The organism is Halovenus carboxidivorans, assembly GCF_009831575.1.
In the GTDB taxonomy this organism is placed as follows: Archaea; Halobacteriota; Halobacteria; order Halobacteriales; family Haloarculaceae; genus Halovenus; species Halovenus carboxidivorans.
The window spans coordinates 360,757-385,166 of sequence record NZ_WUUT01000003.1 but is presented as its reverse complement, the minus strand read 5'-3'; the positions used below and the strand labels follow the sequence as shown (position 1 = coordinate 385,166).

Annotated in this window: 21 protein-coding genes, 2 tRNA genes and 3 rRNA genes; 12 read left to right on the top strand and 14 right to left on the bottom strand. The window is 61.4% G+C overall.

All coding sequences use genetic code 11. The annotated features are described in order from the left end of the window. Positions 1 to 78 precede the first annotated feature (78 nt). Complete coding sequence (locus GRX03_RS09960) at positions 79 to 525, top strand: MaoC family dehydratase (protein WP_159764045.1); 447 nt, start codon at positions 79 to 81, stop codon at positions 523 to 525. Positions 526 to 655: 130 nt separating this feature from the next. Next, a complete protein-coding gene (locus GRX03_RS09955) occupies positions 656 to 976 on the top strand; it encodes a hypothetical protein (RefSeq protein WP_159764044.1) in 321 nt (106 codons plus the stop codon). On the opposite strand, the gene GRX03_RS09950 is transcribed toward GRX03_RS09955, so the two are convergent. Both GRX03_RS09950 and GRX03_RS09945 read right to left on the bottom strand, forming a co-directional pair. Continuing rightward, positions 973 to 1,806, bottom strand: a complete 834-nt coding sequence (locus GRX03_RS09950) for a phosphatase PAP2 family protein (protein ID WP_159764043.1) — start codon at positions 1,804 to 1,806, stop codon at positions 973 to 975. The two genes, GRX03_RS09955 and GRX03_RS09950, sit on opposite strands and share 4 nt — an antisense overlap. A 161-nt stretch (positions 1,807 to 1,967) precedes the next feature. After that, positions 1,968 to 2,043: transfer RNA gene (locus GRX03_RS09945), tRNA-Cys, on the bottom strand. A 568-nt stretch (positions 2,044 to 2,611) separates the two neighbouring features. Here GRX03_RS09945 and GRX03_RS09940 point away from each other — a divergent pair. Next, positions 2,612 to 2,935, top strand: coding sequence for a hypothetical protein (locus GRX03_RS09940; RefSeq protein ID WP_159764042.1), 324 nt, complete (start codon positions 2,612 to 2,614; stop codon positions 2,933 to 2,935). Positions 2,936 to 2,970: 35 nt separating this feature from the next. On the opposite strand, the gene GRX03_RS09935 is transcribed toward GRX03_RS09940, so the two are convergent. Continuing rightward, complete coding sequence (locus tag GRX03_RS09935) at positions 2,971 to 3,891, bottom strand: response regulator (protein WP_159764041.1); 921 nt, start codon at positions 3,889 to 3,891, stop codon at positions 2,971 to 2,973. A gap of 318 nt (positions 3,892 to 4,209) precedes the next feature. On the opposite strand from GRX03_RS09935, the gene GRX03_RS17135 reads away from it, so the two are divergent. Beyond that, positions 4,210 to 4,344, top strand: coding sequence for a DUF7503 family protein (locus GRX03_RS17135; protein WP_449271935.1), 135 nt, complete (start codon positions 4,210 to 4,212; stop codon positions 4,342 to 4,344). Between the two features lie 20 nt (positions 4,345 to 4,364). Here the strand turns inward: GRX03_RS17135 and GRX03_RS09930 are convergent, their stop codons facing one another. The 6 genes from GRX03_RS09930 to GRX03_RS09905 all read right to left on the bottom strand — a co-directional run bounded on the left by GRX03_RS09930 (position 4,365) and on the right by GRX03_RS09905 (position 12,915). Next, complete coding sequence (locus GRX03_RS09930) at positions 4,365 to 6,479, bottom strand: hypothetical protein (RefSeq protein ID WP_159764040.1); 2,115 nt, start codon at positions 6,477 to 6,479, stop codon at positions 4,365 to 4,367. A 134-nt stretch (positions 6,480 to 6,613) separates the two neighbouring features. After that, positions 6,614 to 6,735: ribosomal RNA gene (rrf, locus tag GRX03_RS09925) — 5S ribosomal RNA — on the bottom strand. A 123-nt stretch (positions 6,736 to 6,858) separates the two neighbouring features. Next, positions 6,859 to 9,778: ribosomal RNA gene (locus GRX03_RS09920) — 23S ribosomal RNA — on the bottom strand. Positions 9,779 to 9,968: 190 nt separating this feature from the next. Next, positions 9,969 to 10,040 (bottom strand) — tRNA-Ala (locus GRX03_RS09915). A gap of 126 nt (positions 10,041 to 10,166) precedes the next feature. Then, a 16S ribosomal RNA gene (locus GRX03_RS09910) occupies positions 10,167 to 11,638 on the bottom strand. The 16S, 23S and 5S rRNA genes sit together here with 1 tRNA gene alongside, the layout of an rRNA operon. A gap of 965 nt (positions 11,639 to 12,603) precedes the next feature. Continuing rightward, the gene (locus tag GRX03_RS09905; protein ID WP_159764039.1) at positions 12,604 to 12,915 is read right to left on the bottom strand and encodes a non-histone chromosomal MC1 family protein; all 312 of its coding nucleotides are present in this window, start codon (positions 12,913 to 12,915) and stop codon (positions 12,604 to 12,606) included. Positions 12,916 to 13,148: 233 nt separating this feature from the next. Here GRX03_RS09905 and GRX03_RS09900 point away from each other — a divergent pair, with 233 nt between their 5' ends. Next, positions 13,149 to 13,346, top strand: a complete 198-nt coding sequence (locus tag GRX03_RS09900) for a hypothetical protein (protein ID WP_049995293.1) — start codon at positions 13,149 to 13,151, stop codon at positions 13,344 to 13,346. A gap of 4 nt (positions 13,347 to 13,350) precedes the next feature. After that, positions 13,351 to 14,400 (top strand): quinone-dependent dihydroorotate dehydrogenase, encoded by a 1,050-nt coding sequence (locus GRX03_RS09895; protein WP_159764038.1) that lies wholly within the window; start codon positions 13,351 to 13,353, stop codon positions 14,398 to 14,400. On the opposite strand, the gene GRX03_RS09890 is transcribed toward GRX03_RS09895, so the two are convergent. Continuing rightward, positions 14,368 to 15,708, bottom strand: a complete 1,341-nt coding sequence (locus tag GRX03_RS09890; protein ID WP_159764037.1) for a sulfatase — start codon at positions 15,706 to 15,708, stop codon at positions 14,368 to 14,370. The two genes, GRX03_RS09895 and GRX03_RS09890, sit on opposite strands and share 33 nt — an antisense overlap. A 71-nt stretch (positions 15,709 to 15,779) precedes the next feature. Next, positions 15,780 to 16,010, bottom strand: a complete 231-nt coding sequence (locus GRX03_RS09885) for a hypothetical protein (RefSeq protein WP_159764036.1) — start codon at positions 16,008 to 16,010, stop codon at positions 15,780 to 15,782. Between the two features lie 115 nt (positions 16,011 to 16,125). On the opposite strand from GRX03_RS09885, the gene GRX03_RS09880 reads away from it, so the two are divergent. Together GRX03_RS09880 and GRX03_RS09875 are read left to right on the top strand one after the other, a co-directional pair. Then, positions 16,126 to 17,793, top strand: coding sequence for a tRNA uridine(34) 5-carboxymethylaminomethyl modification radical SAM/GNAT enzyme Elp3 (locus tag GRX03_RS09880; protein WP_159764035.1), 1,668 nt, complete (start codon positions 16,126 to 16,128; stop codon positions 17,791 to 17,793). Positions 17,794 to 17,836: 43 nt separating this feature from the next. After that, the gene (locus GRX03_RS09875) at positions 17,837 to 18,274 is read left to right on the top strand and encodes a universal stress protein (protein ID WP_159764034.1); all 438 of its coding nucleotides are present in this window, start codon (positions 17,837 to 17,839) and stop codon (positions 18,272 to 18,274) included. Here GRX03_RS09875 and GRX03_RS09870 read toward each other — a convergent pair. Then, the gene (locus GRX03_RS09870) at positions 18,271 to 19,329 is read right to left on the bottom strand and encodes a glucose 1-dehydrogenase (protein WP_159764033.1); all 1,059 of its coding nucleotides are present in this window, start codon (positions 19,327 to 19,329) and stop codon (positions 18,271 to 18,273) included. The genes GRX03_RS09875 and GRX03_RS09870 overlap by 4 nt on opposite strands. Positions 19,330 to 19,409: 80 nt before the next feature. On the opposite strand from GRX03_RS09870, the gene GRX03_RS09865 reads away from it, so the two are divergent. After that, complete coding sequence (locus GRX03_RS09865; protein ID WP_159764032.1) at positions 19,410 to 20,324, top strand: dihydrodipicolinate synthase family protein; 915 nt, start codon at positions 19,410 to 19,412, stop codon at positions 20,322 to 20,324. Positions 20,325 to 20,375: 51 nt separating this feature from the next. Next, complete coding sequence (locus GRX03_RS09860; protein ID WP_159764031.1) at positions 20,376 to 21,608, top strand: mandelate racemase/muconate lactonizing enzyme family protein; 1,233 nt, start codon at positions 20,376 to 20,378, stop codon at positions 21,606 to 21,608. A 72-nt stretch (positions 21,609 to 21,680) separates the two neighbouring features. Here GRX03_RS09860 and GRX03_RS09855 read toward each other — a convergent pair whose 3' ends face one another. Both GRX03_RS09855 and GRX03_RS09850 read right to left on the bottom strand, forming a co-directional pair. Next, positions 21,681 to 21,914, bottom strand: coding sequence for a hypothetical protein (locus GRX03_RS09855; protein WP_159764030.1), 234 nt, complete (start codon positions 21,912 to 21,914; stop codon positions 21,681 to 21,683). After that, positions 21,914 to 22,462: a hypothetical protein gene (locus GRX03_RS09850; RefSeq protein ID WP_159764029.1), complete on the bottom strand. Its 549-nt coding sequence runs from the start codon at positions 22,460 to 22,462 to the stop codon at positions 21,914 to 21,916. Before GRX03_RS09850 ends, GRX03_RS09855 begins: the two co-directional genes overlap by 1 nt. Before the next feature lie 80 nt (positions 22,463 to 22,542). Here GRX03_RS09850 and coaBC point away from each other — a divergent pair, with 80 nt between their 5' ends. Both coaBC and GRX03_RS09840 read left to right on the top strand, forming a co-directional pair. Beyond that, positions 22,543 to 23,700 (top strand): bifunctional phosphopantothenoylcysteine decarboxylase/phosphopantothenate--cysteine ligase CoaBC, encoded by a 1,158-nt coding sequence (gene coaBC, locus GRX03_RS09845; RefSeq protein WP_159764028.1) that lies wholly within the window; start codon positions 22,543 to 22,545, stop codon positions 23,698 to 23,700. A 125-nt stretch (positions 23,701 to 23,825) separates the two neighbouring features. After that, positions 23,826 to 24,299 carry a type IV pilin gene (locus tag GRX03_RS09840; RefSeq protein ID WP_159764027.1) on the top strand — a complete coding sequence of 158 codons (474 nt, stop codon included), beginning with the start codon at positions 23,826 to 23,828 and terminating at the stop codon, positions 24,297 to 24,299. Positions 24,300 to 24,410 lie beyond the last annotated feature (111 nt).

Genomic DNA, 24,410 nt, shown 5'->3' with positions numbered 1-24,410 from the left:
TCACAGTGTCCAGATGTTCGGGCGTCGTTCACCGACGAGTCCGCAGTTTTATTATCCGGCGCGCGCGGTGAAGTAGTCATGCCACGATACTTCGAGGAGTACGAGGTTGGCGACACGTGGGAGTTCGGCGAGCGAACGATCACGAAAGAGGAGATTATCGAGTTCGCCGAGAAGTACGACCCCCAGCCGTTTCACACCGACGAGGAGGCTGCCAAGGATACGATGTTCGGTGGACTCGCTGCGAGCGGGTGGCACACCGCCGCGGTCTGCATGCGGATGTACGTCGATCACATGATCGACGAGGCGTCGCAGGGCGCCCGGGGCGTGGACGAACTGCGGTGGATCAAACCGGTTCGACCGGGCGATACGCTCACCGCCGAGGTGGAAATCGTCGACAAGTACCCCGACGAGGACAACCCACAGATCGGTTACGTCGACTCCAAACTGACTGCCTACAACCAGAACGGTGAAGCCGTTATCAGTTGGATCGGGCTCGGAATCGTCGACCGGAAAGCGTCGGAGTAGTGCGGGAAATCGAGCACAAGGCGGCACGCGCCGCTCGGCCAACTCACGTGTTGACACCCCGAGAGGCGGCGATCAAAAACGCCAGACACAAAGCTCATACGACGGGTCAGTGAAGTACAACCACAGCCACATGGATACGTCTGGGGCTCCGTCCGCGCTGCGGACCTACAGTACGTTGTCGTGGTTCGGAGCCATCGGGTTCAGTACCTCTCTGTACGTTGCCGGCCAGTATTTCGAGTACTGGCTCATGACGAACGACCCCGAGGACCACCCGCTCGTCGAAGAGTTCATCGAACACCCGGTACAGATGGTCGTCGAGACACCGGCAGTGATGGCGACCAGCCCCGTCCTCAGCGTCGTGCTCTCGGGGATGCTGGTCGCGAACCTCTGTTACAGGATGTTCGTCTTCGCGACGAGCCAGTTCTATCGGCTCCTGCTGTATCCCTGTTAGGCGACCTCTGCGTCCTGAGACTGGTAGCTGCCGAGGCGGTTCTCCGCAATCCCGACGATGTATCGAGCGAAGTAGACGCAGCCGACGGCCAGTGCGATCCCTGCGACGACGTCGGTCGCCCAGTGGATCCCGAGGATCATCGTCGCGAGTACGATACCGGTCGTAATCACCGTCGCGATGCGCAGCCACCGGGGCTGGAGATCACGCGTCTGCCACGCAAACAGCAAGACGATGACCGACAGGGAGGTGTGAAGTGACGGGAACACGTCCGTGTTCTCCGAGACGACGCTGGTCACGTCGGACGTCTGAGGATAGAACTGATACATCAGTCCGTCGACCTTCGCGAGGTGATTGCGGGGACCGACAGCGACGAAAACCGTATAGAGGAACGCTCCGGCCGCGTAGTTGAGGATGTACGCGACGAGAAGTTCTTTCAGCGGCCGGAGCGCAGGCGTGAGCAGATAGAGGGCAATCGGCGCGACCAGTAGGAACGCGAACCCGAACATGTAGAACCCCGAAAAGACCGGGATGAGTAGCTCCGGTGCGAGATTCTGTAGGTGCGCGACGAACAGCCCCTCGATCTGGAAGATTTCGTCGGTGATCGGAATACCGATCTCCCGGGAGAGCCGCTGGCTCGGCCCCTGTGTGAACCGCCGAATCAGAAAGAACACGCCCGCGAGAAGGAGATACGGCGCGAGTTCGGACAACCGGTCGGTGAGATCGGTGGCTGTCTGCTGGATCTGTTCCATTGTCAGACAAATCGCGCAGGTCGCGACGAGTCCAACGATTACGACGGCTCCGATGAGGACCGAGACTGATAGGAATGACATATTCGTTGATTCGTACCTGTCTATGGAGCAGTATGATATTATTCTTTATTATTGGTTTCACGTAGAGAAACAAATGGACGGAAAGCGAACCTATATACCGATATGGGAACCTATCCAGTTATTCGTGCATCTATTCCGCGACTGTCGGTAGAGCGCGGAGAAGCCAGGGGCCGGATTTGAACCGGCGATGATCCGCTCTGCAGGCGGACGCGTTCGGCCAGACTCTGCCACCCTGGCGCGTTCACAAATCACCGTTGAATTCGCTTAAGCCCGTCGGATACCGTCCAGCCGTGGGTATGTCACCCACACTCCGGGTACATTTAATATCAATCCCATCGTCAGTTCGAGTTAGATCTGAGGTAGAACCGATGACCACCATCCTGTCCCCAGACTCACCGGCCGAGGCGAGTACCGGTGGGTTCGCACTTCTCCCGGGATGTCTGGTCATCGGGGCAAACGGTCTCGATGCCGGCTATCGGCCGGCCTGATGCCCGAATAACCGTCACCCGGACGGACTCCCCGTCCGGGGTGGTGAATGCGGGCGTGTTCTGATCGGATCGCGCAGTTTCTCGGGAGTACTGCGTGTGCCTTCAGAGAGGATCCCGGCCAGCGACGCGTGCATCCGGTTCGTCTCCGGCGCTGGCCCTCATGATGGAAATAACTCAGCACAGAGTCTTCCAGAGCACGGTGACGACTGAACGAGTCCAGAGGCGAGACAGCGCAGTTCCCGAGCAGTATCGGCGATAACGGCGCGAGCGGTGTGGACCGAGTACTGAGCGTTCGACTCGCTCCTCGCGTCTCGCGGATGACAGCACAGAACCACCCCGACACGGCGATGTCGGGCACGACTGCGAGGCGATGGACAGCCCGAGTCACGGTTCGTGTCCCGCGCGACGGCGGGGCAGACCTCGCCAGCGACGCGACCAGACGGCTCGAATCGGTGGACCGCATCAACACGGTCAGTATCGACGGCGTGTGCGGTCTCGAACCGGCACTTGCGGCGACAGCGGTCGGACTCGAACTAACGGTCGAGATGAGAGCTGTGTCGGCGGCCGAGACGGTCGAATCGGCACTCGACACTGCACCCGGGACGGAGCGAGTCGAGAGAGTTGCCCCCATCGACGAGTGACCTGGAGGGATGGCGCTGTCTCGACGCGGGCGGTCTCAGGAGTCAGCCGTCCGCCAGAGAATTCCGACACAGGCCGGTTCTCCGCCGTAGTGGATCGAGCCGCCGTGGACCTCGACCGGGACTTCGGTGCCGTCGGCACGCTCTCCGGTGAACGTGCGGTTGAACGTGTAGTTCCGGTCGTCGACGGCATCCATCAGATCCGAGAGAACCTCCTCGTCCGACGGCGTGCTCGCGATACTGTGCGGGGGTTCGCCGAGCAGTTCCGAACGCATGTACCCCAGGATGTTCGCCAGTTGCTCGTTGACGTAGACGAACTCCCCGTCCTGAAGGATGAATACGCCGGCAATGTCCTGCTCAACGAGTCGGTGATACCACGAGAGCGCGTTCCAGAACTGCTGTTGGGATCGGTAGCGCTCGACGGCGTTCCGAACTCGGTTGGCCAGGATTTCGTACTGCTCGGTACTCGCCTCCTTCTGCATGTACTCGGTCACGCCTGCGGAGATTGCCTCGCTGGCCACTTCCTCGCTGCCTTTCGCCGTGTAGAGAATAAAGGGAAGATCCGGATACTGCTCGCGGACGATAGCGAGAAATTCGAGGCCGTCCGTGTTGGGCATATCGTAGTCGCTGATGATACAATCGACCTCCTCTTCCTGGAGTCTGTTGAGTCCCTCGACAGCGGACGTCTCACCGATCACGGAGAACTGGTCGTCGGTTCGTTCGAGAAACTCGCGGGTCAATTCGAGGACCTGCGGGTCGTCGTCAACGTGGAGAATTTGTACGTCTGTCGGTTCCTCCGTTGCGGAGACCGGAATCGGGACGTCGAAGTTTTTCTCCTCGAAGGGGTTTGACGTGCTGTTGCGAAGCAGTGGTGGTTGCTCGCGGGTCACGCGACGACACCCGCGCAGCGTCGACCGGGACAGCGTACTCGATGCTGCTGAGTCGTTCTTCTGGTTCATCTGTAACCACCTGTGATACAACTAGACCGGATCGCGACGCGACGACGTGGTATACTCCCGCTCATAGCGACGTACTGGGACAATATAGGCCCAAAATTATAATTATTCCCCCGCCACGAGACCTGTACAAAATCGCTGGCTCCGGAGGGGCCGAGAATCTGCCCGTACAGACGTTGTTTCGGGAATTTCGGTCAGGGCTTCGAGCAGTCAGAATGATTACGTATAAATATCGCGAATATACCGCTTCAATAAAACTAAAAACTATATCGAATTATAAGATAAATTTAATACACAATCGAGCAAAATCAGCAGTGTATCATGTCAGACTCAACCGCGGCGGAGTTCCTCAAGGAACACCCACGACTGCTGGCTGCACTGTTCGGAATGACCATGCTGATGGCCCAGGTCGGGCCTGCTGTTGCAGGTAACGGGAAATCAATTAGCGGTATATAGTTTTACGACCTCATATCGCATTATAAATCCTCGGCAGATACCGTTGAGCTCCAAGTAAATTCACCATCGATTCGAACAGGAACATCCTCCAGATCGAGGAATTCACATAGTTCCTGTTTTGATACCTGAATTTCTCCGGTATTCCCAGAGGCAAGAAAATACAGGCTATCGAGAGACTCAATCAACGGTGCATATATTGTGCCGAAGCCAGAGGAATCAGCAGGGAAGAGAGAAATATCGATAGCGTAAGCCTGATTATCAGACTGAATTTGGACGAGATTCGGTGTCCGACTCGACGGCTGCGTCACCGTTAAGCCACCATCTCCGACGACGGTGTACTGCCCTCCGAGAATGCTCTCTTCGCTGGCGATCGAAAGCGCCGCCCCCAGCGGGAAGCCGGTGTTCAGAAGCTTCGCGATCAGTTCACCGATGGAGACGGCCTCGTTGCTGATGATATCCGCCAGCGTCACGATCCCGCCGATTGCCCCCGCCTCGATCAGTTTGATCCCCTGGTGATAGGAGCTGCAGGCGTTGAGAAGAAACGCATCGACGCCTGTTCGGTCGAGCGTCCCCGCGTCGAGTTTTCCGTCGGGACACTCGAACCCATCCTGCTCCGCATGACCGATGTAATGGAGGAAATCACACTCCTCCCGGAGAGTCGTCCGGAGTTGCTCGACAGAGAGGTCCCGGTGGACGGATACGTCGAATGGCAGATCGGATCTGTCGCCGTAGGCAGCATCGACGAGGTCCCGCTCTTGGTCCATCCGGGTATCGTTCAGAACGATCGTGATCGAGATGTCACCGGTCCCCGCTTCACGATCCAGTCGGTTCTCGAAGGCCTCGACTAGCAGTTTGTTGGCTCCGATTGGAACCCCATCCCCGATCCACCCCTGTTCGAGCGAGTCGGTCGGCTCGAACTGTATGTACGGTTGGTCGGTCGGAGCGTCTTCGGTGTCGTGTGATCGATACGTCGACGGCACCGCGCTCGACCGCCGCAGAGCATTCGAGCGTGCGGACTCGGTCGTTTGACCAGTGCCGATTGTCGGCTCCACCGTCGTCGGGTTGTCTGTCGTCCGGACGATGGCGAGGTCGTCGACGACGAACGGTAACTGCTCCGCGGTTTCGGGACTCGGTGCAGCGTGGGCGACGAGAGGCCAGGTCGGAACAAACTCCGAGATCGGGTCAAACGGCACCTCCAGATACGACTCTAACCGTCGCCCGATCGACTGGTGGTACAGCGCCTCCCAGTCGAGATCTAGTTCACTCTCGAGTGATTGCCGCTCGTGCAGTGAGACGTTATAGAATCCTTCGGTTCGGACAAGACAGTCCAACAGGAAGACCTGTTTCAGTATCCGCTCGGCCTGCGACTCGAACGCTGTAGGGTCGAGACGCCAGACGAACCCCTCGTCAGTCCGAATCTGTGGCTGTCCCGCCGGAACTACACGCGCACCCAAGTAGTACGCCAGCGAGACGACCGGGTACACATACTGGCGTTCAGGCGGAATTGCGATTTCGATCCCGGTCTCCGGCGGGTTGAGTTGCGAAGGAACCTCCAGCGTGTGCCCGAGTTCGAGTCGCGGGGGATGCCCACGGAGTGTCGGAAAGGATCGTTCCGGACTCGTCGATTTGAGTGCCGACCCAAACGCACTGACCGCTCGCATCAGGTCACGCGGCTTCCCGGTCGTTTCGATCGTCGCTGCCGGCCGGGTGTGACGGGATCGGAACCCGATATTGACGGTCGTCTGCTCGGTGAACTCGAACTGAATCGACATGATCTCCGCAGTGATCTCTACCGGACCCGTCACCTCCATGTAGGTCTTGATTTGGGTGCTCAGATCGAGAATGTACGACCCTTCGGGCAGCCGCTGGCTGTCGAGGTGCTCAATCTCTGCAACCATATCCCCATCCGGATCGCGGACGATAACACTCGCCGGATTCGGGAGCGTAACTGCATCGGTCTCGATACTGACGCCCATCCCGACCGGGAAGAAAAACGAGTCGGAAGGCACCGGCTCGGGGGTGACCTCTGTCGGTGTCTGTAACTGGTACCGGAGCTGTTCGAGCCGGTCGATAATCTCAATTCCCGGGCGATCGGTCAGCGTATCGAACGCGAGGATCCCTCCGGCGTCTGCCATTCTCGTAGTCAACTGTGCGTACAGAGGGTATGTGCTACTAAAAAGCTACCGTACATACGCAAAAGACCCCCGACCAGCGTTGTTACTGGTCGAGGGTTGTGAGGTGGTTCCAGAATGTGGAACCGAAGTATGAGTGGAGGCGGCGAACCGAGTTTCCCAGAGACTCTCGTACTCCAGTACTCACCGGAACGCTGGCGGGCTTAACTTCCGTGTTCGGGATGGGTACGGGTGTAACCCCGCCGCTATGGCCGCCTTAACGCCGACTTGCGGTGTCGAACCGCACCTTTCCAGTAGCCGGTATGGCCGAGCGGTCGTGCAATCCGTCTGTACGTGCGATCCAGATAGCGCCTGGACTCGTTCAACGAGTCATGCGCGGTATGAATGGTGGCTTCGATCTGTTAGTACTCGTGGGCTGAACGTCTCGTTGCCTCGACGCGTACACCCCGAGTCTATCGATCTCGTCTTAGACGAGTGATCTCAGCGGTGCCTCTTTTCCAGGTGGGTTTCCGGCTTAGATGCGTTCAGCCGTTACCCCGTGTGGCGTAGCTTCCCAGCAACACTCTCTCGAATGACTGGTACACCAGTGGCCACCAACCGTAGTTCCTCTCGTACTATACGGTCGTTCCCGTCAGGCACCAAACACCCCCAATAGATAGCAGCCGACCTGTCTCACGACGGTCTAAACCCAGCTCACGACCTCCTTTAATAGGCGAACAACCTCACCCTTGCCCGCTTCTGCACGGGCAGGATGGAGGGAACCGACATCGAGGTAGCAAGCCACTCGGTCGATATGTGCTCTTGCGAGTGACGACTCTGTTATCCCTAGGGTAGCTTTTCTGTCATTCATGGCCCGCATCAAGCGGGCGCATCAGTTCGCTAGACCACGCTTTCGCGTCAGCGTTCCTCGTTGGGAAGAACACTGTCAAGCCACCTTTTGCTCTTGCGCTCTCCGGCGAGTTTCCGACTCGCCTGAGGTGGCCTTGGGGCGCGCTCGATATCTTTTCAAGCGCGTACCGCCCCAGTCAAACTGCCCGGCTACCGGTGTCCTCCTCCCGGAGTGAGAGTCGCAGTCACTGACGGGTAGTGTTTCATGGGTGCCTGGGCGCCATGCTAGCGCATGGGCCTCGGTAACGGCTCCTACCTACACTGCACATCAGCGACCACGTCTCAGCGACAGCCTGCAGTAAAGCTCCATAGGGTCTTCGCTTCCCCTTGGGGGTCTCCAGACTCCGCACTGGAACGTATGGTTCACCGGGCCCAACGTTGGGACAGTGACGCTCTCGTTAATCCATTCATGCAAGCCGCTACTGAAGCGGCAAGGTACTACGCTACCTTAAGAGGGTCATAGTTACCCCCGCCGTTGACGGGTCCTTCGTCCTATTGTACTAGGTGTTCAGATACCCGCACTGGGCAGGATTCAGTGACCGTACGAGTCCTTGCGGATTTGCGGTCACCTATGTTGTTATTAGACAGTCGGAGCGTCCGAGTCACTGAGACCTGCTCGTTTCCCGAGCAGGCATCCCTTCTTCCGAAGGTACGGGACTAACTTGCCGAATTCCCTAACGTCGGTTGTTCCCGACAGGCCTTGGCTTTCGCCGCCATGGGCACCTGTGTCGGATCTCGGTACGGACACAGTGCTCGCCTTTTCACGGGCTCTAGGTTGAACCGACTTTCGCTATCCTGCCGTTCGTCCGCTTCGTGCCATTACGGCTTCCACGGATTTGGACAGTTCGACCGGGCGATGGCCCGGTTCGGTCGACCCCAGAGCGTCGGCTTTCACTGCACTGTGGCACTGGAATATTAACCAGTTTCCCTTTTGTGACACGCGAGTTACGATGCCACTTAGGACCGGCTAACCCTCAGTTGACGAACAGTGCTGAGGAACCCTTGCCCTTTCGGCCGTCAGGATTCTAACCCGACTTTCGCTGCTACTACAACCAGGATTTGCGTCACCACGCGGTCCATACGAGCTCTCGCCCGTACTTCCACCCACGCGGAGCGCCGACCTACGCAACCACCCTGTGACGGGTGTGGCCAGGTATCGGTGGTGGATTTGAGCCCCGATCATTTTGGGCGCCTCGAACCTCGGCCGGTAAGCTGTTACGCTTTTCTTAGAGGGTAGCTGCTTCTAAGCTCACCTCCCGGCTGTTTAGGGCTCGAGACAACCTTCGATCGCACTTAATCCACACTTTGGGACCTTAACCCGGCGCTGGGTTGTCTCCCTTATGGTACACAGGCTTACCCCGCGCACCGGACTCCCCGCGTCAAAAGCGTCCGTGAGTTCGGAGTTTGACAGCCGCGCCGACCTCTCTCGAGGGCGGACACGGCAATCAGTCACTCTACCTCACAGACTACCTCGGCGGAGGTCATGCTTCGACATGTTTCGGTCGGAACCAGCTGTTGCCGGACTCGATGGGCCTTTCACCCCTATACGTAGGTTACGAGAGGGTATTGTAGGACACCAACTCTAACAGGCCTCCACATGACTTTCGCCATGCTTCACCTTACCCACGCATAGATCGTCCGGATTCGGGTCGTGCCCGTTTGACTCCCCGCACTTGAACACGGCGGCCCTGGGGCAAAGCCCTGCGGCCATGTTGGTTTCCCTGTGCCTTCCCCGATAATCGGGTTAGGCTCGCCAAACAAGCACACTCCCTGGTCCGTTTTTCAAAACGTACGACAGAACATCGGCTTCCTGTGATTCCTACTGCAGCCTCGCGGCTGTGTCGTTTTTCACAGGACCTTGTATGCCCTGTCGCTCCATCGCCACCTGATTTCAGGCCCTATTTCACCTCCCGTTGGAGGGTACTTTGCAGCGTTCGCTCACGCTACTTGTTCGCTATCGGTCTCGGAGAGTGTTTAGCTTTAGCAGTCGATGCCTGCCATATTCACAAGGGATTTCCAACCCTTGCTACTCCGGAACTAACTCACACTGTACTTGCCGTCAGTACGGGGCTGTCACCCTGTTTCGCGCCCCGTTCCAGGGGACTTCGTGACGGTGTTCGAGTGATGATCGTCAGCCCATACACCACATCGGTCGTGAGACCTTCAGTTTGAGCTGTGTCGCGTTCACCCGCAGTTACTAACGACATCACATTGCGTTTTCTCTTCCTGCCGGTACTGAGATGTTTCAGTTCCCGGCGTTCCCCATTGCGCGAAGCAATTGCGGTGGGGATTCCCATTCGGAAACCCTGAGTTCTTAGCCTCCGTGCGGCTCCCTCAGGCTTTTCGCAGCTTGGCACGTCCTTCGTCGGCTTCCGAGCCGAGCCATTCACCAGGCGGCATAGCAGCCACTGTAGTGACTCGATGAACGAGTCCAGTGGACGCCTGGATCGCACGTACACACGGTGTCATATACACACCCCTGTGCGGGGGGCGTGCATCGACCCTTCCCATCCGCGGTTGCCCGGGATGGTGCATCGGTTTTCCGTACCCGGATTGAGTGCCCTGTCCCACTTAAGGGACACGACTTCGTTCGGGTACGGGACATGGACCCACTGGGATTTGAACCCAGGGCCTCCGCCTTGCAAAGGCGGCGCTCTGCCGCTGAGCTATGGGCCCGTCCGCCGTTCGTTAGCCCTGGTAGTTCTTCGGTGCCCGATCGATCGGGTGCGTGTGCCGAATGCCTCCTTGGACCACAGAGGGTCCACGTGGTGGGCCGAGGACTACGCCTCGGTCCCGGTCAGTAGGAGGTGATCCAGCCGCAGATTCCCCTACGGCTACCTTGTTACGACTTAAGCCCCCTTGCGAAGCCCAGATTCGACCATCGCATGATGGCCTCATCCGGACCTCACTCGGGTGCTTTGACGGGCGGTGTGTGCAAGGAGCAGGGACGTATTCGCCGCGCGCTAGTGACACGCGACTACTACCGAATCCAGCTTCATGAGGACGAGTTTCAGTCCTCAATCCGAACTACGACCGCGTTTAGGGGATTAGCGTTCCCTCTCGGGATAGCATCCCATTGTCACGGCCATTGTAGCCCGCGTGTTGCCCGGCACATTCGGGGCATACTGACCTACCGTTGCCCGTTCCTTCCTCCGCTTTGGCAGCGGCAGTCCTTCTAGTGTACCCAACCACCAATGGTGTTGCTGGCAACTAGAAGTGCGGGTCTCGCTCGTTGCCTGACTTAACAGGACGCCTCACGGTACGAGCTGACGGCGGCCATGCACCTCCTCTCAGTGGCTCCAGTAAGGTCATCAACCTGACCTTCACTGCACACTGTCGGTGCCGGTGAGATGTCCGGCGTTGAGTCCAATTAAACCGCAGGCTCCTCCGGTTGTAGTGCTCCCCCGCCAATTCCTTTAAGTTTCATCCTTGCAGACGTACTTCCCAGGCGGTCCGCTTCACGGCTTCCCTACGGCACAGCGCAGGCTCGTAGCCTGCGCCACACCTAGCGGACATCGTTTACGGCCAGGACTACCCGGGTATCTAATCCGGTTCGAGACCCTGGCTTTCGTCCCTCACCGTCGGGTCCGTCCTCTCGAGGCGCTTTCGCCACCGGCGGTCCGTCCAGGATTACGGGATTTCACTCCTACCCCGGACGTACCCCTCGAGTCTTCCGGCCCCAAGCCGAACAGTTTTCGCTGGACGCCCACGCGTTGAGCGCGTGGATTTCCCAACGAACTTGTCCGGCCGGCTACGAACGCTTTAGGCCCAATAATATCGGCCATCACTCGTGCTGCCGGTATTACCGCGGCGGCTGGCACCGGTCTTGCCCAGCACTTGTTCCTGTACCACCTTACGGTACAGAAAAGCGAGGACTATATGCCCTCGCACTCGGAGTCCCCCTATCGCACTGTCGTGCAGTGTAAAGGTTTCGCGCCTGCTGCGCCCCGTAGGGCCCGGTATCTTGTCTCAGATACCGTCTCCGGGCTCTGACTCTCATCACCCGTACCGATTACTGGCACGGTGGGCCGTTACCCCACCGTCTACCTAATCGGCCGCAGCCACATCCTATGGCGCCGGAGCATTTCCAACTTCCTGCAGTTCCAGCATGGAAGTTGTATCAGAGATTAGCCTCAGTTTCCCGAGAGTATCTCTGTCCATAGGGTAGTTTGGCCACGTGTTACTGAGCTATATGCCACGAGTATGAACTCGTACGACTAGCATGGCTAAGTCGGACTCCGATAGCAATGGCCTCCGGCAGGATCAACCGGAATGTGCCTCCCGGAAGGGAGGCGGGAAGGCGGGAAACACACAATGATGTGTGTTGCTATCGAAAAGCTCGGCACACCCATATCCTATCGATCGGGTGTCACCGAACTACCAGGGCTAACATCAGATCCCATCTTAGCGGCGGACCGCAGGGGTGGAATCCTCATTTCCTTCGGACCAGAACGTATGCCACGTAGGGTCATAAACCCTTCGAGTCGGCCTTAGTTTCTGGTCCGGTGCGGTCGGGAGTTCGACCCCGACCGAACCGCGCTTGCATACCATCCGAACGCCCGTTTACACTTAAGGGCATCGGATCAGGTCTCGTCCGACCCAATCAGACTCGGATGGGCGTGCAGCCGACATCCAGATGGATCGCATCCGGATGTCGCCGCGGTTCGACGGGAGCGTTCCCGCACCGCGTGTGCATTCCAACCGAGTGCCCGTTTACACTTAAGGGCATCGGATCGGATCTCGCCTGATCCGATCCACATCGGGTGGTTTTGCGTTTGCATTCCATCCGAGTGCCCACTTATACTTAAGGGCATCGAACCGGCCGCGTCGGGCCGGGTTCGGGTGGCACGTACTTCCGACACCCAGGTGGAGAACACCGAGTGCCGTCGCGGTTCGGCGGGCGTCGTCCCGCGCCGCGATTGCATTCGTTTCGATGGGCAGGGACAACTTAAGGCCGTCGAAGGAATCGCTCATCGGCAGGCGATCTCACGGGAACAACTCACGACTGATTGGGGGTGACATACCTCGAAATGAAACGGAGGTTATGGCTGTGACGGCGAGCGCAGAGAAACTGTTGCGCGGCCGGAGGCCGACCTCTCATCCCGCGCACGTGCGTGTGGTCGAGGTGGATGAGAGCCGCGCATCCCTGTTCTCGGGGCCGAGCTATTTGGGTTCAGCGGCTACAGGTGGCACTGACCGACTGTCAGATACCCCGGGTGAGGAAGAGCTACCGTCGAGGTCAGATCTCGTCGAGGTGTTCGACGCCCTGCTTTTCGACGTTCCCCTTGGTGATTTCGCCGGGCATCCAGTCCGGTTTGTCGTCCGGGGCTTCTTCCTCCCACGCCCACCCCTCGTAGATGTGGACTTTGTGGGTGCCTTTTTCCCGAAGCCGGAGCTCTTCGGTCTCTGCCTCCTCCTCGGACGGGGCCGGATCGAGACGCCGGGCGGCTTTCAGGGCTGCCTGTCTCGGTGTCCCCCCCGAAAAGACGCTGTCTTCTTCGCCGTTCTCCTCTCTGAGCGCGAAGTTGCGCTTGTCGTTGTCACGTGCCATGAGTTCACCGCTCCATGTGAAGCCAGCACACGGTCGATAATAAATATACCCCCTAATCAACCGCCATCTACGGATTCTTTTATAAACACGGGCGGCCACGAGGAGCGGTTGACGACGATTCGGCCGGTCGCTGGACGGGTGCAGGCGGCCCTGGCACTCGCGCGCAGGAGTGAGACAGGCGCGCGCGGTAAACTTAAGTAGATGCTCCAGTGAACACGGACTAGAAAGCCGCGATGGTTCGAAAGAAGAAGCTCAGCCCAAGTGGCGCGAAAGACGAGGACGGTGAGTACCACAACGTGCACATCAATCTCCACGAAGACGAACTTGCCGTAGCCGGGATGGAGATCGGGGACGAGGTGTTCGTCAGGGTGCGAGACAACAAGATCATCATCCAGAAAGCCGACCCCGAGGACGTCGAACACGAGTTCTGACTCGATGATCTACGACATCGCCAAACCGCTCTTTTTTCGGCTCCCACCCGAGACGGCACACGGACTGGTCCATCGGTCTCTGGAGATGTACCAGCAGACACCTCTGCGATCGGTCGTCCGAGACCGGTACAGGGTGGAGAGCGAACGACTCCAGACGACGGTGTTCGGCCAGCAGTTCCCCAACCCCGTCGGGGTCGCTGCCGGGTTCGATAAGAACGCGGAAATCGCTCCGGCGCTCGGTTCGCTCGGATTCGGGTTCGTCGAGGTCGGTGGCGTGACGGCCAGCCCACAGACAGGTAATCCCCGGCCGCGGATGTTCCGACTCCCCGAGGACCGCGGCCTCATCAACCGGATGGGGTTGAACAACGACGGAGCGGCGGTGATCGGCGAGCGTCTCGACCGCCTCGATACCGACTTTCCGGTCGGTGTCAACATCGCCAAAAGCGAGGACGTAGACCCCGAAGACGCGCCAGGGGACTACCGGGAGACCTACGAACAGGTCGCCTCCGGCGGGGATTTCTTCGTGGTCAACATCTCCTGTCCGAACTCACAGGGATTCGCGGAACTGCAGAACCGCGACTCGATGGCGGCGATCATCGAGACACTCCAGACGGCGGGTGCAGCCCCGCTGCTCGTGAAACTCTCGCCGGACCTGCCCGAACCGGCGGTCGACGACGCCTTGAGCATCGTCGAGGAGTTCGACCTCGACGGCGTCGTCGCGACGAACACGACGACCGACCGGCCGGCGTCTCTGCGCTCGCCCGCCCGCGTCGAGGGCGGCGGACTCTCCGGCGAACCGATCAAAGCCCGGTCGACCGAGATGGTTCGATACGTCGCACAGCGTGTAGACGTGCCGGTGGTCGGAGTCGGTGGTATTTCTTCCGCGGAGGACGCATACCAGAAGATCCGCGCGGGCGCACGCGTGGTCCAGTTGTACACCGGGTTAGTCTACGAGGGGCCCTCGCTCGCCCGCAAGATCAACCGCGGTCTGCTCGAGTTGCTCGACCGCGACGGGTTCGAATCAGTCGAGGCGGCCGTTGGAGCTGACCTCTAGGGTCGCCTGTTCGTCGGTGATCGGGAGTCGTTCGGATAGCCCCGGAGGGTCGGCTTTCGTGATCGGCGGCTGTCCGCGCTCGGGCGTCTCGAACAGCCACTCCGTCCCGTCGAAAGAGACCACCTTGGTGTCGCCGTCCCGGACGAACGAGAGCGGCTCACCGAGCAGGTCGCGGTCGTACCGAACCGTGCCGGTGCGCAAAAGCGCCTCGATATCCAGCATCGGCGAGTGGTACGCCCCGCGGGCGAGTTCGTCGCCGGGACCGCTGCGGAGCGACTGTTCCGGGTAGGAGCGGGCGCCGGCCTCGTCGAGAACCGTATGAAAGAGGCGGCGAATCTCCACCTGGTCGTCCACGCGGTCGGGACCCCCATCGGGGAACCGAATCGCGAGCGGGACCGAAACGGCCCCGTCGAAGACGCTGAACTGGTGGCCGACCAGCCCGTACTCCCCGAGCTGTTCGCCGTGGTCGGAGACGGCGACCACCAGAGAGTCCTCGAAGACGCCGGATTGCCGGAGAATCCCGACGAGTCGGCCGAACCGTTCGTCGGTCGTTCTAACGTCGGCGTCGTACAACTGACGGAACTTCCTGAGTCCGCGCTCGTCCATCGTGTGTCCGCCAAGCGTGTGCGTTCGTTCGCGTTCGACGATCGGAACGTCGGCGAGGTCGTCGTCGACGAACTGTCGAGCGAACTCCGGAGCGGGCGAGCGGGGCAGATGGGCGTCGAAGAGGTTGACGAACAGAAAGAAGGGATCGTCGGCGCGTTCGATCCGGTTGGCAACGGCGTCGAGGAGTCCGTCCTCCGCGGGAGGGGCCGGGTCGGTCGTCACGCTTCCGGTGCTCTGGAGCCTGTTGAACGCCCACTCGACCGGCCGGCGGACCCAGGCGGTGCTCGTAAACCAGTTGACCGGCCGGGCGAGCAGGTCCGCGACGACCGACGGCTCCGTCAGCGAGAGTGTCTCGTAGCTGTCGAACCCGCGTGCGAACCCGGTAGCGGGTCGGACGTACTCGTTTGGCGAGACAGCGTAGGTGTCGTACCCCGCGTCGGAGAGCAGTTCCGCGAGTGTCGGTTCACCGGTGAGCACCGGGCTGGCAATCGTCGCGCCGTGTTCCGCGGGGTACGTGCCGGTGAACAGCGAGGCGTGAGAGGGGACGGACCACGGGGCCTGGGCGACGGCGTCGGTGTACAGGGTCTCCTCGTCCGCGAAAGCGTCGAAGTTCGGTGTCGTCTTCCGGTCGTATCCGAGCGCCGAGACTCTGTCGGCGCGGACCGTATCGAGAAGAACGAAGACGACGTTCGGAGAATTCATCACTGACAATTGCACAGACGAACGGTAAAAAGCCACTGTCTGATCTCGGAGACGGCGGGACGGTAACGACGTTACGGCTGGTCGGTAAGCGCCAGCCCGGATCCGCCGGCCGCGATTGCCGCACCGGCGATAATCGCCGCACCGAGAACGACAAAGCCATCACTCGGGTTGAGACCGGCGATGCTCGCTGCAGCGTCGACGATAAAGACGGTGACGAACATGCTCAGGATGGCGAATACGAGGAAGATAATTGCCGCGATGATACTGGCTGCGAGCGCGCCAACTGAATCGAGTAGTCCCATTGCATCCGGCCATTCATAAGCAGGAATGTAAAAGGTGGCGGTCGGTTCCGCCGGTGAGAGAGGCAAAGACGGGCAAGCGAAACGGTTATTCGCCCGTATCGGCCAGTACTAGCCGATGAGTACGGAGACCGCCGAGGAGACGGAAGCGTTCGAGCAGGTCTGCGCGGAGCTAGTCGACCGGATCCTCGCGGGGGAGATTGAACGCGACGATCTCGAATCTGCCAAGAAGGAAGTCTGTGGAAAGTATTCCGCGCCGAAAGTCCCCCGACACTCCGATCTCCTGGATTTCGCGCCGGCGGAGAAACGAGACGAACTCGAAGCCGTCCTCCAGCGCAAACCCGTCCGGACGGCCTCCGGGGTCTCGCCGGTCGCGATCATGACCTCCCCGGAGCGGTGTCCACACGGAAAGTGTCTGTACTGTCCGGGCGGGCCGGACTCGGAGTTTTCCAGCGCACAGAGCTACACCGGCCACGAGCCCGCGGCCGCGCGCGGGGAGCAAAACGACTACGACCCCTACGGGCAGGTCTGGCTGCGGCTCGAACAACTGCGTGAGATCGGCCACCCCATCGACAAGGTCGAACTCATTCTGATGGGCGGAACGATGACCGCCCGGAGCCACGACTACCAGGAGTGGTTCGTCAAGCGCGCCCTGGAGGCGATGAACGACTTCGACCCGGAGAAGGAGCCGAATCCGTCACAGACGGAGAGTTTCGCACAGGATCCCGACGAGTACGAGTTTTCGTACCTGGAGGACGTGATCGCGGAGAACGAGACCGGCTCGATCCGCAACGTCGCCACGACCTTCGAGACGAAACCGGACTGGTGTGATCCCGAGCAGATCGACCGGATGCTGGATCTCGGCGGGACGAAAGTGGAGGTCGGCGTCCAGACGACCTACGAGCGGATCAACCGGGAGATGCACCGCGGCCACGGCGTCCAGGACTCCATCGACGCGAACCGCCGGCTCCGGGACTCCGGGTTCAAAGTGGGCTTTCACATGATGCCCGGCCAGCCCGGCATGTCCAAGGAGATGTGTCTGGAGGATTTCCGGCGGATCTTCCAGCGGGCGGAGTACAAACCCGACTTCCTGAAGATCTACCCGACGCTGGTCGTCGAGGGGACGGCGGTGTACGACTGGTGGCACAACGACGACTTCGAGCCGCTCTCGAACGAGGAAGCCGCCGAACTCGTCGCCGAGATTATGAACATGATCCCGCGGTACACGCGACTCCAGCGCGTCCAGCGGGACATCCCCGCCGACTTCATCGAGGGCGGCGTCTGGAAGTCCAACCTCCGACAGCTAGCCTGGGAGCGCATGGACGAGCACGGCTGGGAGTGTGAGTGTATCCGCTGTCGAGAGGTCGGACACAACGACGAACAGCCGGAATCAGTCGAGATGGACGTACTGGAGTACGAGGCCGGCGGCGGGACGGAGTACTTCATCAGCGTCGAGGACTTCGAGAAGGATCTACTCGTCGGCTTCTGTCGGCTCCGGTTCCCGAACGATCCGGTGCGGCGGGAACTCGACAACGCGGCGGTCGTCCGGGAACTGCACGTCTACGGCAGCCAGGTCGGTGTCGGTGATATCGCCGACGGGGACGGTCTGGTCGAGGAACACCAACACCAGGGCTACGGCAAGCAGTTGCTCCGGAAAGCCGAGGACATCGCCGCGAACGCGGGCTACGGGAAACTAGCCGTCCTCAGCGGGATCGGCGTCCGAGAGTACTACCGCGAGAAACTCGGCTACAGGCAGGACGGGCCGTACGTCAGCAAACGGCTCTGAGACGGCCGATAGGTTCAACTGCGTCGTCCGCGACCTCCTCTGTATGGGTCTGGAAACGGTCCTCGTGGCCGTCGACGAGGGGGACACAGACCGGCTCGATGCGCTGGCGACGACCGCGGTCGACATCGCCGGACCGGCGGCCGCGACCGTCGAACTGGTTCGGGTCTTCTCCGAGACTGCCTACGACGACGCCGAGGCAGGGCTCGACCGACCGGAGCCGACGCCGACGCAGGTCGCACAGGAGAGCGGTGCGCTCGAACCGCTCGAACGAGCCGTCAACGAAGCCGGACTCTCCTACCGGATACACGGCTGTCTGAGTGACGCTACACACGGGGTAGTCAGCCTGACCGAGAACCTGAGTGCGGATCTCGTTCTCGTCGGGGGAAGCAGGCGGTCACCGAGCGGGAAGGTCGTTTTCGGGTCGACCGCACAGGAACTCATGGTCGACGCACCCTGTCCGGTAACGCTCGTCAAAGGTTAGAACTCGTGGAACTGGACGGCGGCTTTGATGGTCGAGGCGTCGGTCGCAAACGCCGACTCGAACTCGCGGTAGTCCGCGAGGGTCGTGACGAGCGCATCCAGAAACGTCGCGTCGAGACCGTCGAGGGTTTCCGCGGCCGCCCGGAAGTGCCGTGGGCCAGAGTTGACGCTCCCGACGACGGCCTTGTTGTGCATGACCAGATCCTTGTGGTAGGCCCCGAGGTCGACCGACCGCTCGTCGGGACCCGGGAGGCCGAGCAGCGCCGCGACGCCGTTCGGAGCGAGGGCTTGGACGCCGGTTAGCGCGTGTTCCGCGTACCCGGTCGCCTCGTAGACCAGATCCGGGGCCTCGTAACGGTTCGGAATCTCGGAAACCGGCGTCTCCCGACCGTCGACGTACGTCGCACCGAGCATGTCGAGCACGTCGACGGTCGGGTCGGACCGGTCGCGCCGACCGAGACAGTACGTCTCCATCTCCTCGACCAGCATCGCGACCGTGAGTAGTCCGAGCGAGCCGTTGCCGAGAACGAGCGCGGTCTCGGGCACCCACGAAAAGCCCGCCCGTGACTGTCGGGCGAGTTCGAGCGCCTTCTCGGAGATACTGACCGGCTCGGTCAGAAAGCCGTACTCGGCCAGGCGGTCGGGCACGTCGATGAGATACTCCGCGGGGCTGGTGAAATACTCGCTCATGAAGCCATGGGCACCGTCGATGCCCCGCTCCAGCGTCGCCTCCGGCGGGGCCATGTCCGCCTCCCCGCGCTCGAAGTACTCGTTGCCACCGGCGGGGGGGCGCCGGACCGTCGGGACGACCACGTCGCCGCGGTTGAACTCGGTGTCGTTGGGCTCCTCGACGACGCCGACGGCCTCGTGGCCGAGCACCAGATGCTCCTCCTCCGCCGGGAAGCCTCCGTGTGTCCCGTCCAGCACCTCGTGGTCGGTGCCGTCCACACCCACCCGTAGCGTCCGGACCAGCGCCTCACCCGGGGCCGGCTCTGGGCGCGGAATCTCCAGCAGTTGCGGTCCCGAGGTGTCCCGCTTCACGCCGATCGCGTACATGACACGCTATACGAAGGCTGCGTGGAAGTATGTACTGGACGGTCGGTACCACTTTGCGTTCGGCGGCTGAAACCGATCGTATGACCGAACACGCACCCGCGCCGGGCAGACAGGATCCGCTTGGAATCGCCGGCGTCGTGCCGCCGACTGTCACTGCGTTCGACGAGTCGGGGGCGGTCGACCCCGAGGCGACCGTCGCTCACGCCGAGTTCGTCACAGAGGCGGGCGCGGCGGCGGTGTTCCCACTCGGGACGAACGGCGAGTTCGCGCTGTTGAGCGACGACGAGCGCCGGCGGGTGGTCGAGGCCGTCGCGGAGAGTGTCGACGTACCCGTGATCGCCGGCGTCGGGGCACCCGCCACCCGGACGACCGTCGCACACGCCAGACACGCCGAGTCCGTCGGGGCCGACGGCGTCGTCGCGGTGACGCCGTACTACTACCCGGTCGACGAAGACGGCGCAGTCGAACACTACCGACGGCTCGCGGGGGCGGTCGACGTGCCGGTGTACGTCTATCACATCCCGAGCAAGACCGGCAACGAACTCTCGCTGTCGGCCGTCGAACGGATCGCCGCAATCGACGGCGTCGCCGGGTTGAAAGACTCCTCGAAGGACGTGCCCTGGCTTGCCGAAGCTATCGACCGCCGCCCCGAACTGACCTACATGGCCGGCTCGGATTCGCTGTTGCACGCGGGTCTCGACCTCGGCTGTGCGGGGCTGGTCAGCGCCGTCGCGAACGTCTTCCCCGAACTCGTCGTCGACCTCTACGCGGCCTACGACGCCGGCGAGGAAGAGCGGGCCGGCGAACTCCAGTCGGAAGTGTTCGGGGTCCGAAACGCCCTGAAACGCGGCCCGTACATGGCCGGTGTCAAGACAGCCCTCCAGTTGCGCGACCTCCCGTTCGATGTCGGCGGCCTGCGCGAGCCGTTGCGAACGATGGGCGATGGCGAGCGGAGGGAACTCGAAGCGGACCTTCGGGATCTCGGCCTGCTCTAACGGGGTCCCGTCCGGCAAGAAGGCTATGGTGGTGGCGGGTGAAAGGAAGGTATGACCGAATACACGGAGCTTCGCGATCCGAACGCGGAGTATACGATGCGGGACCTCTCCGCGGAGACGATGGGTGTAACGGCGGATCGCGGGCCGCGAGATATCGAGATCACGGACGTACAGACGACGATGGTCGACGGGAACTTCCCGTGGACACTCGTCCGGGTCTACACCGACGCCGGCGTCGCGGGAACCGGCGAGGCGTACTGGGGGGCGGGCGTACCCGAGTTAATCGAGCGGATGAAACCGTTCGTACTCGGGGAGAACCCCCTCGATATCGACCGGCTGTACGAGCATCTGATCCAGAAGATGTCCGGCGAGGGCTCTATCGAGGGCGTGACGGTCACGGCGATTTCGGGCATCGAAATCGCGTTGCACGACCTGGCTGGAAAACTGCTCGACGTGCCGGCCTACCAGCTACTTGGGGGGAAGTACCGCGACGAGGTGCGGGCCTACTGTGACTGTCACACCGAAGCCGAGGCCGACCCCGACGCCTGTGCCGTGGAGGCCGAGCGTGTCGTCGAGGAGTTGGGCTACGACGCCCTGAAATTCGATCTCGACGTGTCCTCTGGTCAGGAGAAAGACAGAGCGAACCGGCATCTCCGCCCCGGGGAGATCCGACACAAAACAGAGATTGTCGAGCGGGTGACCGAGCAGGTGAGAGACCGGGCCGACGTCGCCTTCGACTGCCACTGGTCGTTTGCCGGAAACTCCGCCGAACGCCTCGCCGGCGCCGTGGAGGAGTACGACGTCTGGTGGCTCGAAGATCCCGTTCCGCCGGAGAACCTCGACGTACAGGAGACGGTCACCCGGTCGACGACGACGCCGATTGCGGCCGGCGAGAACCGCTATCGGCTGAGCGAGCACCGACGGCTGATCGAGTCAGAAGCCGTCGACATCCTCGCCCCAGACGTGCCGAAGGTCGGGGGGATGCGCGAGACGCGGAAGATTGCCGACCTGGCGAATCAGTACTACGTTCCGGTCGCGATGCACAACGTCTCCTCGCCCGTCGGGACGGTCGCAAGCGCCCACGTCGGCGCTGCGGTTCCGAACGCGCTGGCCGTGGAGTATCACAGCTACGAACTCGACTGGTGGGCGGATCTGGTCGAGGAGTCGGTCATCGAAGACGGATCGATCACCGTCCCGGAGCGGCCGGGACTCGGCGTGACGCTGGATCTCGACGCCGTTGCCGAGCACATGGTCGACGGTGAGGAGTTGGTCGATCCGGTCTAACTGGATTCAGTCGATAAAGTGTCACCTCGAATCGGTCGGCCGAACGTAGTTAGACCGTCCGGGCGTGGGCGGTCAGCGCCGCCGGACCATCTGCTCGGGAGACTCCTTGCTGGCTTCGGGAAAAGCGAGCCAGACGAGACCGATGCCGACCGCGGTCCCGCCGCCGACCGCGATCAGGATCTGTGCCGGCGAGCCCTGTGCGTAGCTTGCGATCAGGCCCGCGGAGATCCCGATCAGCACGACGAAGCCGATCCGGAGCCGCGAGAGCGTGCGGTCCCGTTCTGTGTCTGGGTCGGGCCGTTCCATCAGTGGAACCCACGCTCGACGCCCTCATCAATCACGTCCTCGAACTCCTTGTCGAGCAACTCCTCGGCCTCCTCGAAGGTATCGGTCAGATCGTCCATCGAGTCCGGGCGGTCGGTCTGGTCGAACTCCATCGGCCCGTAGGCGGGGCTATCGAGCGCGCCCATGATGTCCTCGAACAGAGCCTGCGGCGTCGTCGGTGCGTCGGCGTGTGTCTCGACGACAGTTTCGAGTTCCTTGGCTCGTTCCTTGGCGGCCTCCTCGTCCTCGAAGGGTTGCTGGACGCCGAACAGCCCGCTGCTCTCCTCGTCGGGAAAGAGCGGTTCCAGTTCGTCGTCCAGCGAGCGGGCGATCTGTGCGCCGACACCCTCGACCTGGAAGGAGTTTTTCGCGTAGGTTTTGAGCTGGTAGGCACCGACGGCTGGATGGCCGATGTACAGATCCTCGCCGATGCCGTTGCGGCGGTCGCCGCCGATGGCGCGCCAGCCGCTCGGCTCCGCGTCGCTTTCGACGACGTCACTCAGAATGTCCTCCCAGTCACGCACCTTCATGTCTCGACGTTGGGCGTCGAGCGGATTATACTCTCCGGAAAACCGCAGAGACTTATGTACAGCGGCTCCCGAGTGTGGGTATGCTCTCCGGTGTCCGGGTGGCCCTCGGCGTCTCGGGGTCGATTGCGGCCGTCAAAACCGTCGAACTGGCCCACGAACTGCGTCGACAGGGCGCGACGGTCCGGGCGGTGATGACCCCCGCCGCCGAGGGGATCATCCACCCCTGGTCGCTCGAATACGCCACGGAAAACGATGTCGTGACCGAGATCACGGGACGAGTCGAACACGTCGACCTCTGCGGCAACGACGGCTGGGCGGACGTGCTGGTGATCGCTCCCGCCACGGCCAACACCGTCGGGAAGATGGCCCACGCCGTCGACGACACGCCGGTGACGACCTGCGCGACGACAGCCTTCGGCGCGGGGACCCCCATCCTCGTCGTGCCGGCGATGCACGAACCGATGTACGACCACCCGGGTGTGCTGGACGCGCTGGATACGCTGGAATCGTGGGGTGTCGACTTCGTCGACCCGCGGATCGAGGAGGGGAAGGCGAAGATCGCGACCGAGTCGGCCATCGTCACCGAGGTGGCGCGGGCGACGACCGAACAGACGCTGGCGGACCGGACAGTGATCGTCACCAGCGGCGCGACGACGGAATCCATCGATCCGATTCGGACGCTGTCGAACCGCGCTTCGGGCAAGACCGGGCGCGCGGTCGCCCGCGCGTGTTACGCCCGCGGAGCGGACGTCGTGCTCGTCCACGACGGCGAGGACCTGCCGTGGGCGACCGTCGAACAGGTCGAGAGCGCGGCGGAGATGCTCGACGCCGTTCTCGGTCACGCCGAGACGGCCGACGCCCTGGTGTCGGCGGCGGCAATCTCGGATTACACGGTCGAAACGACGGACCAGAAGATCCGCTCCGGGCAGGCCGATCTGAGCCTCGACCTCACGCCCACGCCCAAACTCATCGATAGCGTCCGCGAGGAGCGCCCGGAGTTGCCGATTGTCGGATTCAAGGCCGAAACCGACGACGAGGACGAGAACGTCGTCGAGCAGGCCCGGCAGATCCGCGACCGCGCTGATCTTGCCTTCGTCGTCGGCAACGCAGCCGACGTGATGGGCAGTGCTGAGACTCGGGCGGCCCTGGTCGACGACGATATCGAGTGGTTCGAGGGCTCGAAAACCGGCCTCGGTGCGGCGGTCGCCGACCGACTCGGGCGCGAACTACAGGAGTAGCAACCCTCTAAAGGACGCGTTATTGGTTCTCATCGGTTGAAATGTGGCCGCATCACTTTTATTGTTGCACGGGAGAAAATTGGGGCAAGCGCAGATAATCACGCTGCGTACATGTCAATTCAACCATGAGAATAAAACAACTCCTAACGGACGACGACGCGGTCAGCCCGGTGATCGGCGTGATCCTGATGGTCGCGATCACGGTCATCCTGGCGGCTGTCATCGCGACGTTCGTCCTCGGACTGGGCGAGCAGGTCAGCGACACGGCACCGAACGCGAACTTCGACTTCGAGTACGACAACAGCTCCGGAAGCAGAAATGTGACCATCACTCACACGTCGGGTCCGGCGATTGAGACGAGTACACTCTCACTGGGGGGACCAGGAGTCAGTAGCTCGATTGGCTTTGAGAACCTCAACGATAGTTACAATGACCTCGGGGAGGAGATATCAGCTGGTGACAGCGCCAAGGTTGTCGGAAGGGATACTGCTTCACTTACCGCAGACACACAGATTTCCCGTGACGAGCGAATCAGCATCATCTGGGAGAGCGAAGGTGATTCGGCAACCCTGTCGAATTACAACGTCCCAGATCAGTAACGTCGGCAACTCCATTCTCGATACCTAAGCACCCCCGTCTTCTGTTTGTAGCTCAATTCCGAGCCCCTGCTGAGGCTAGATAAGAACCGCAACGCTTCGGTCGACAGTGAA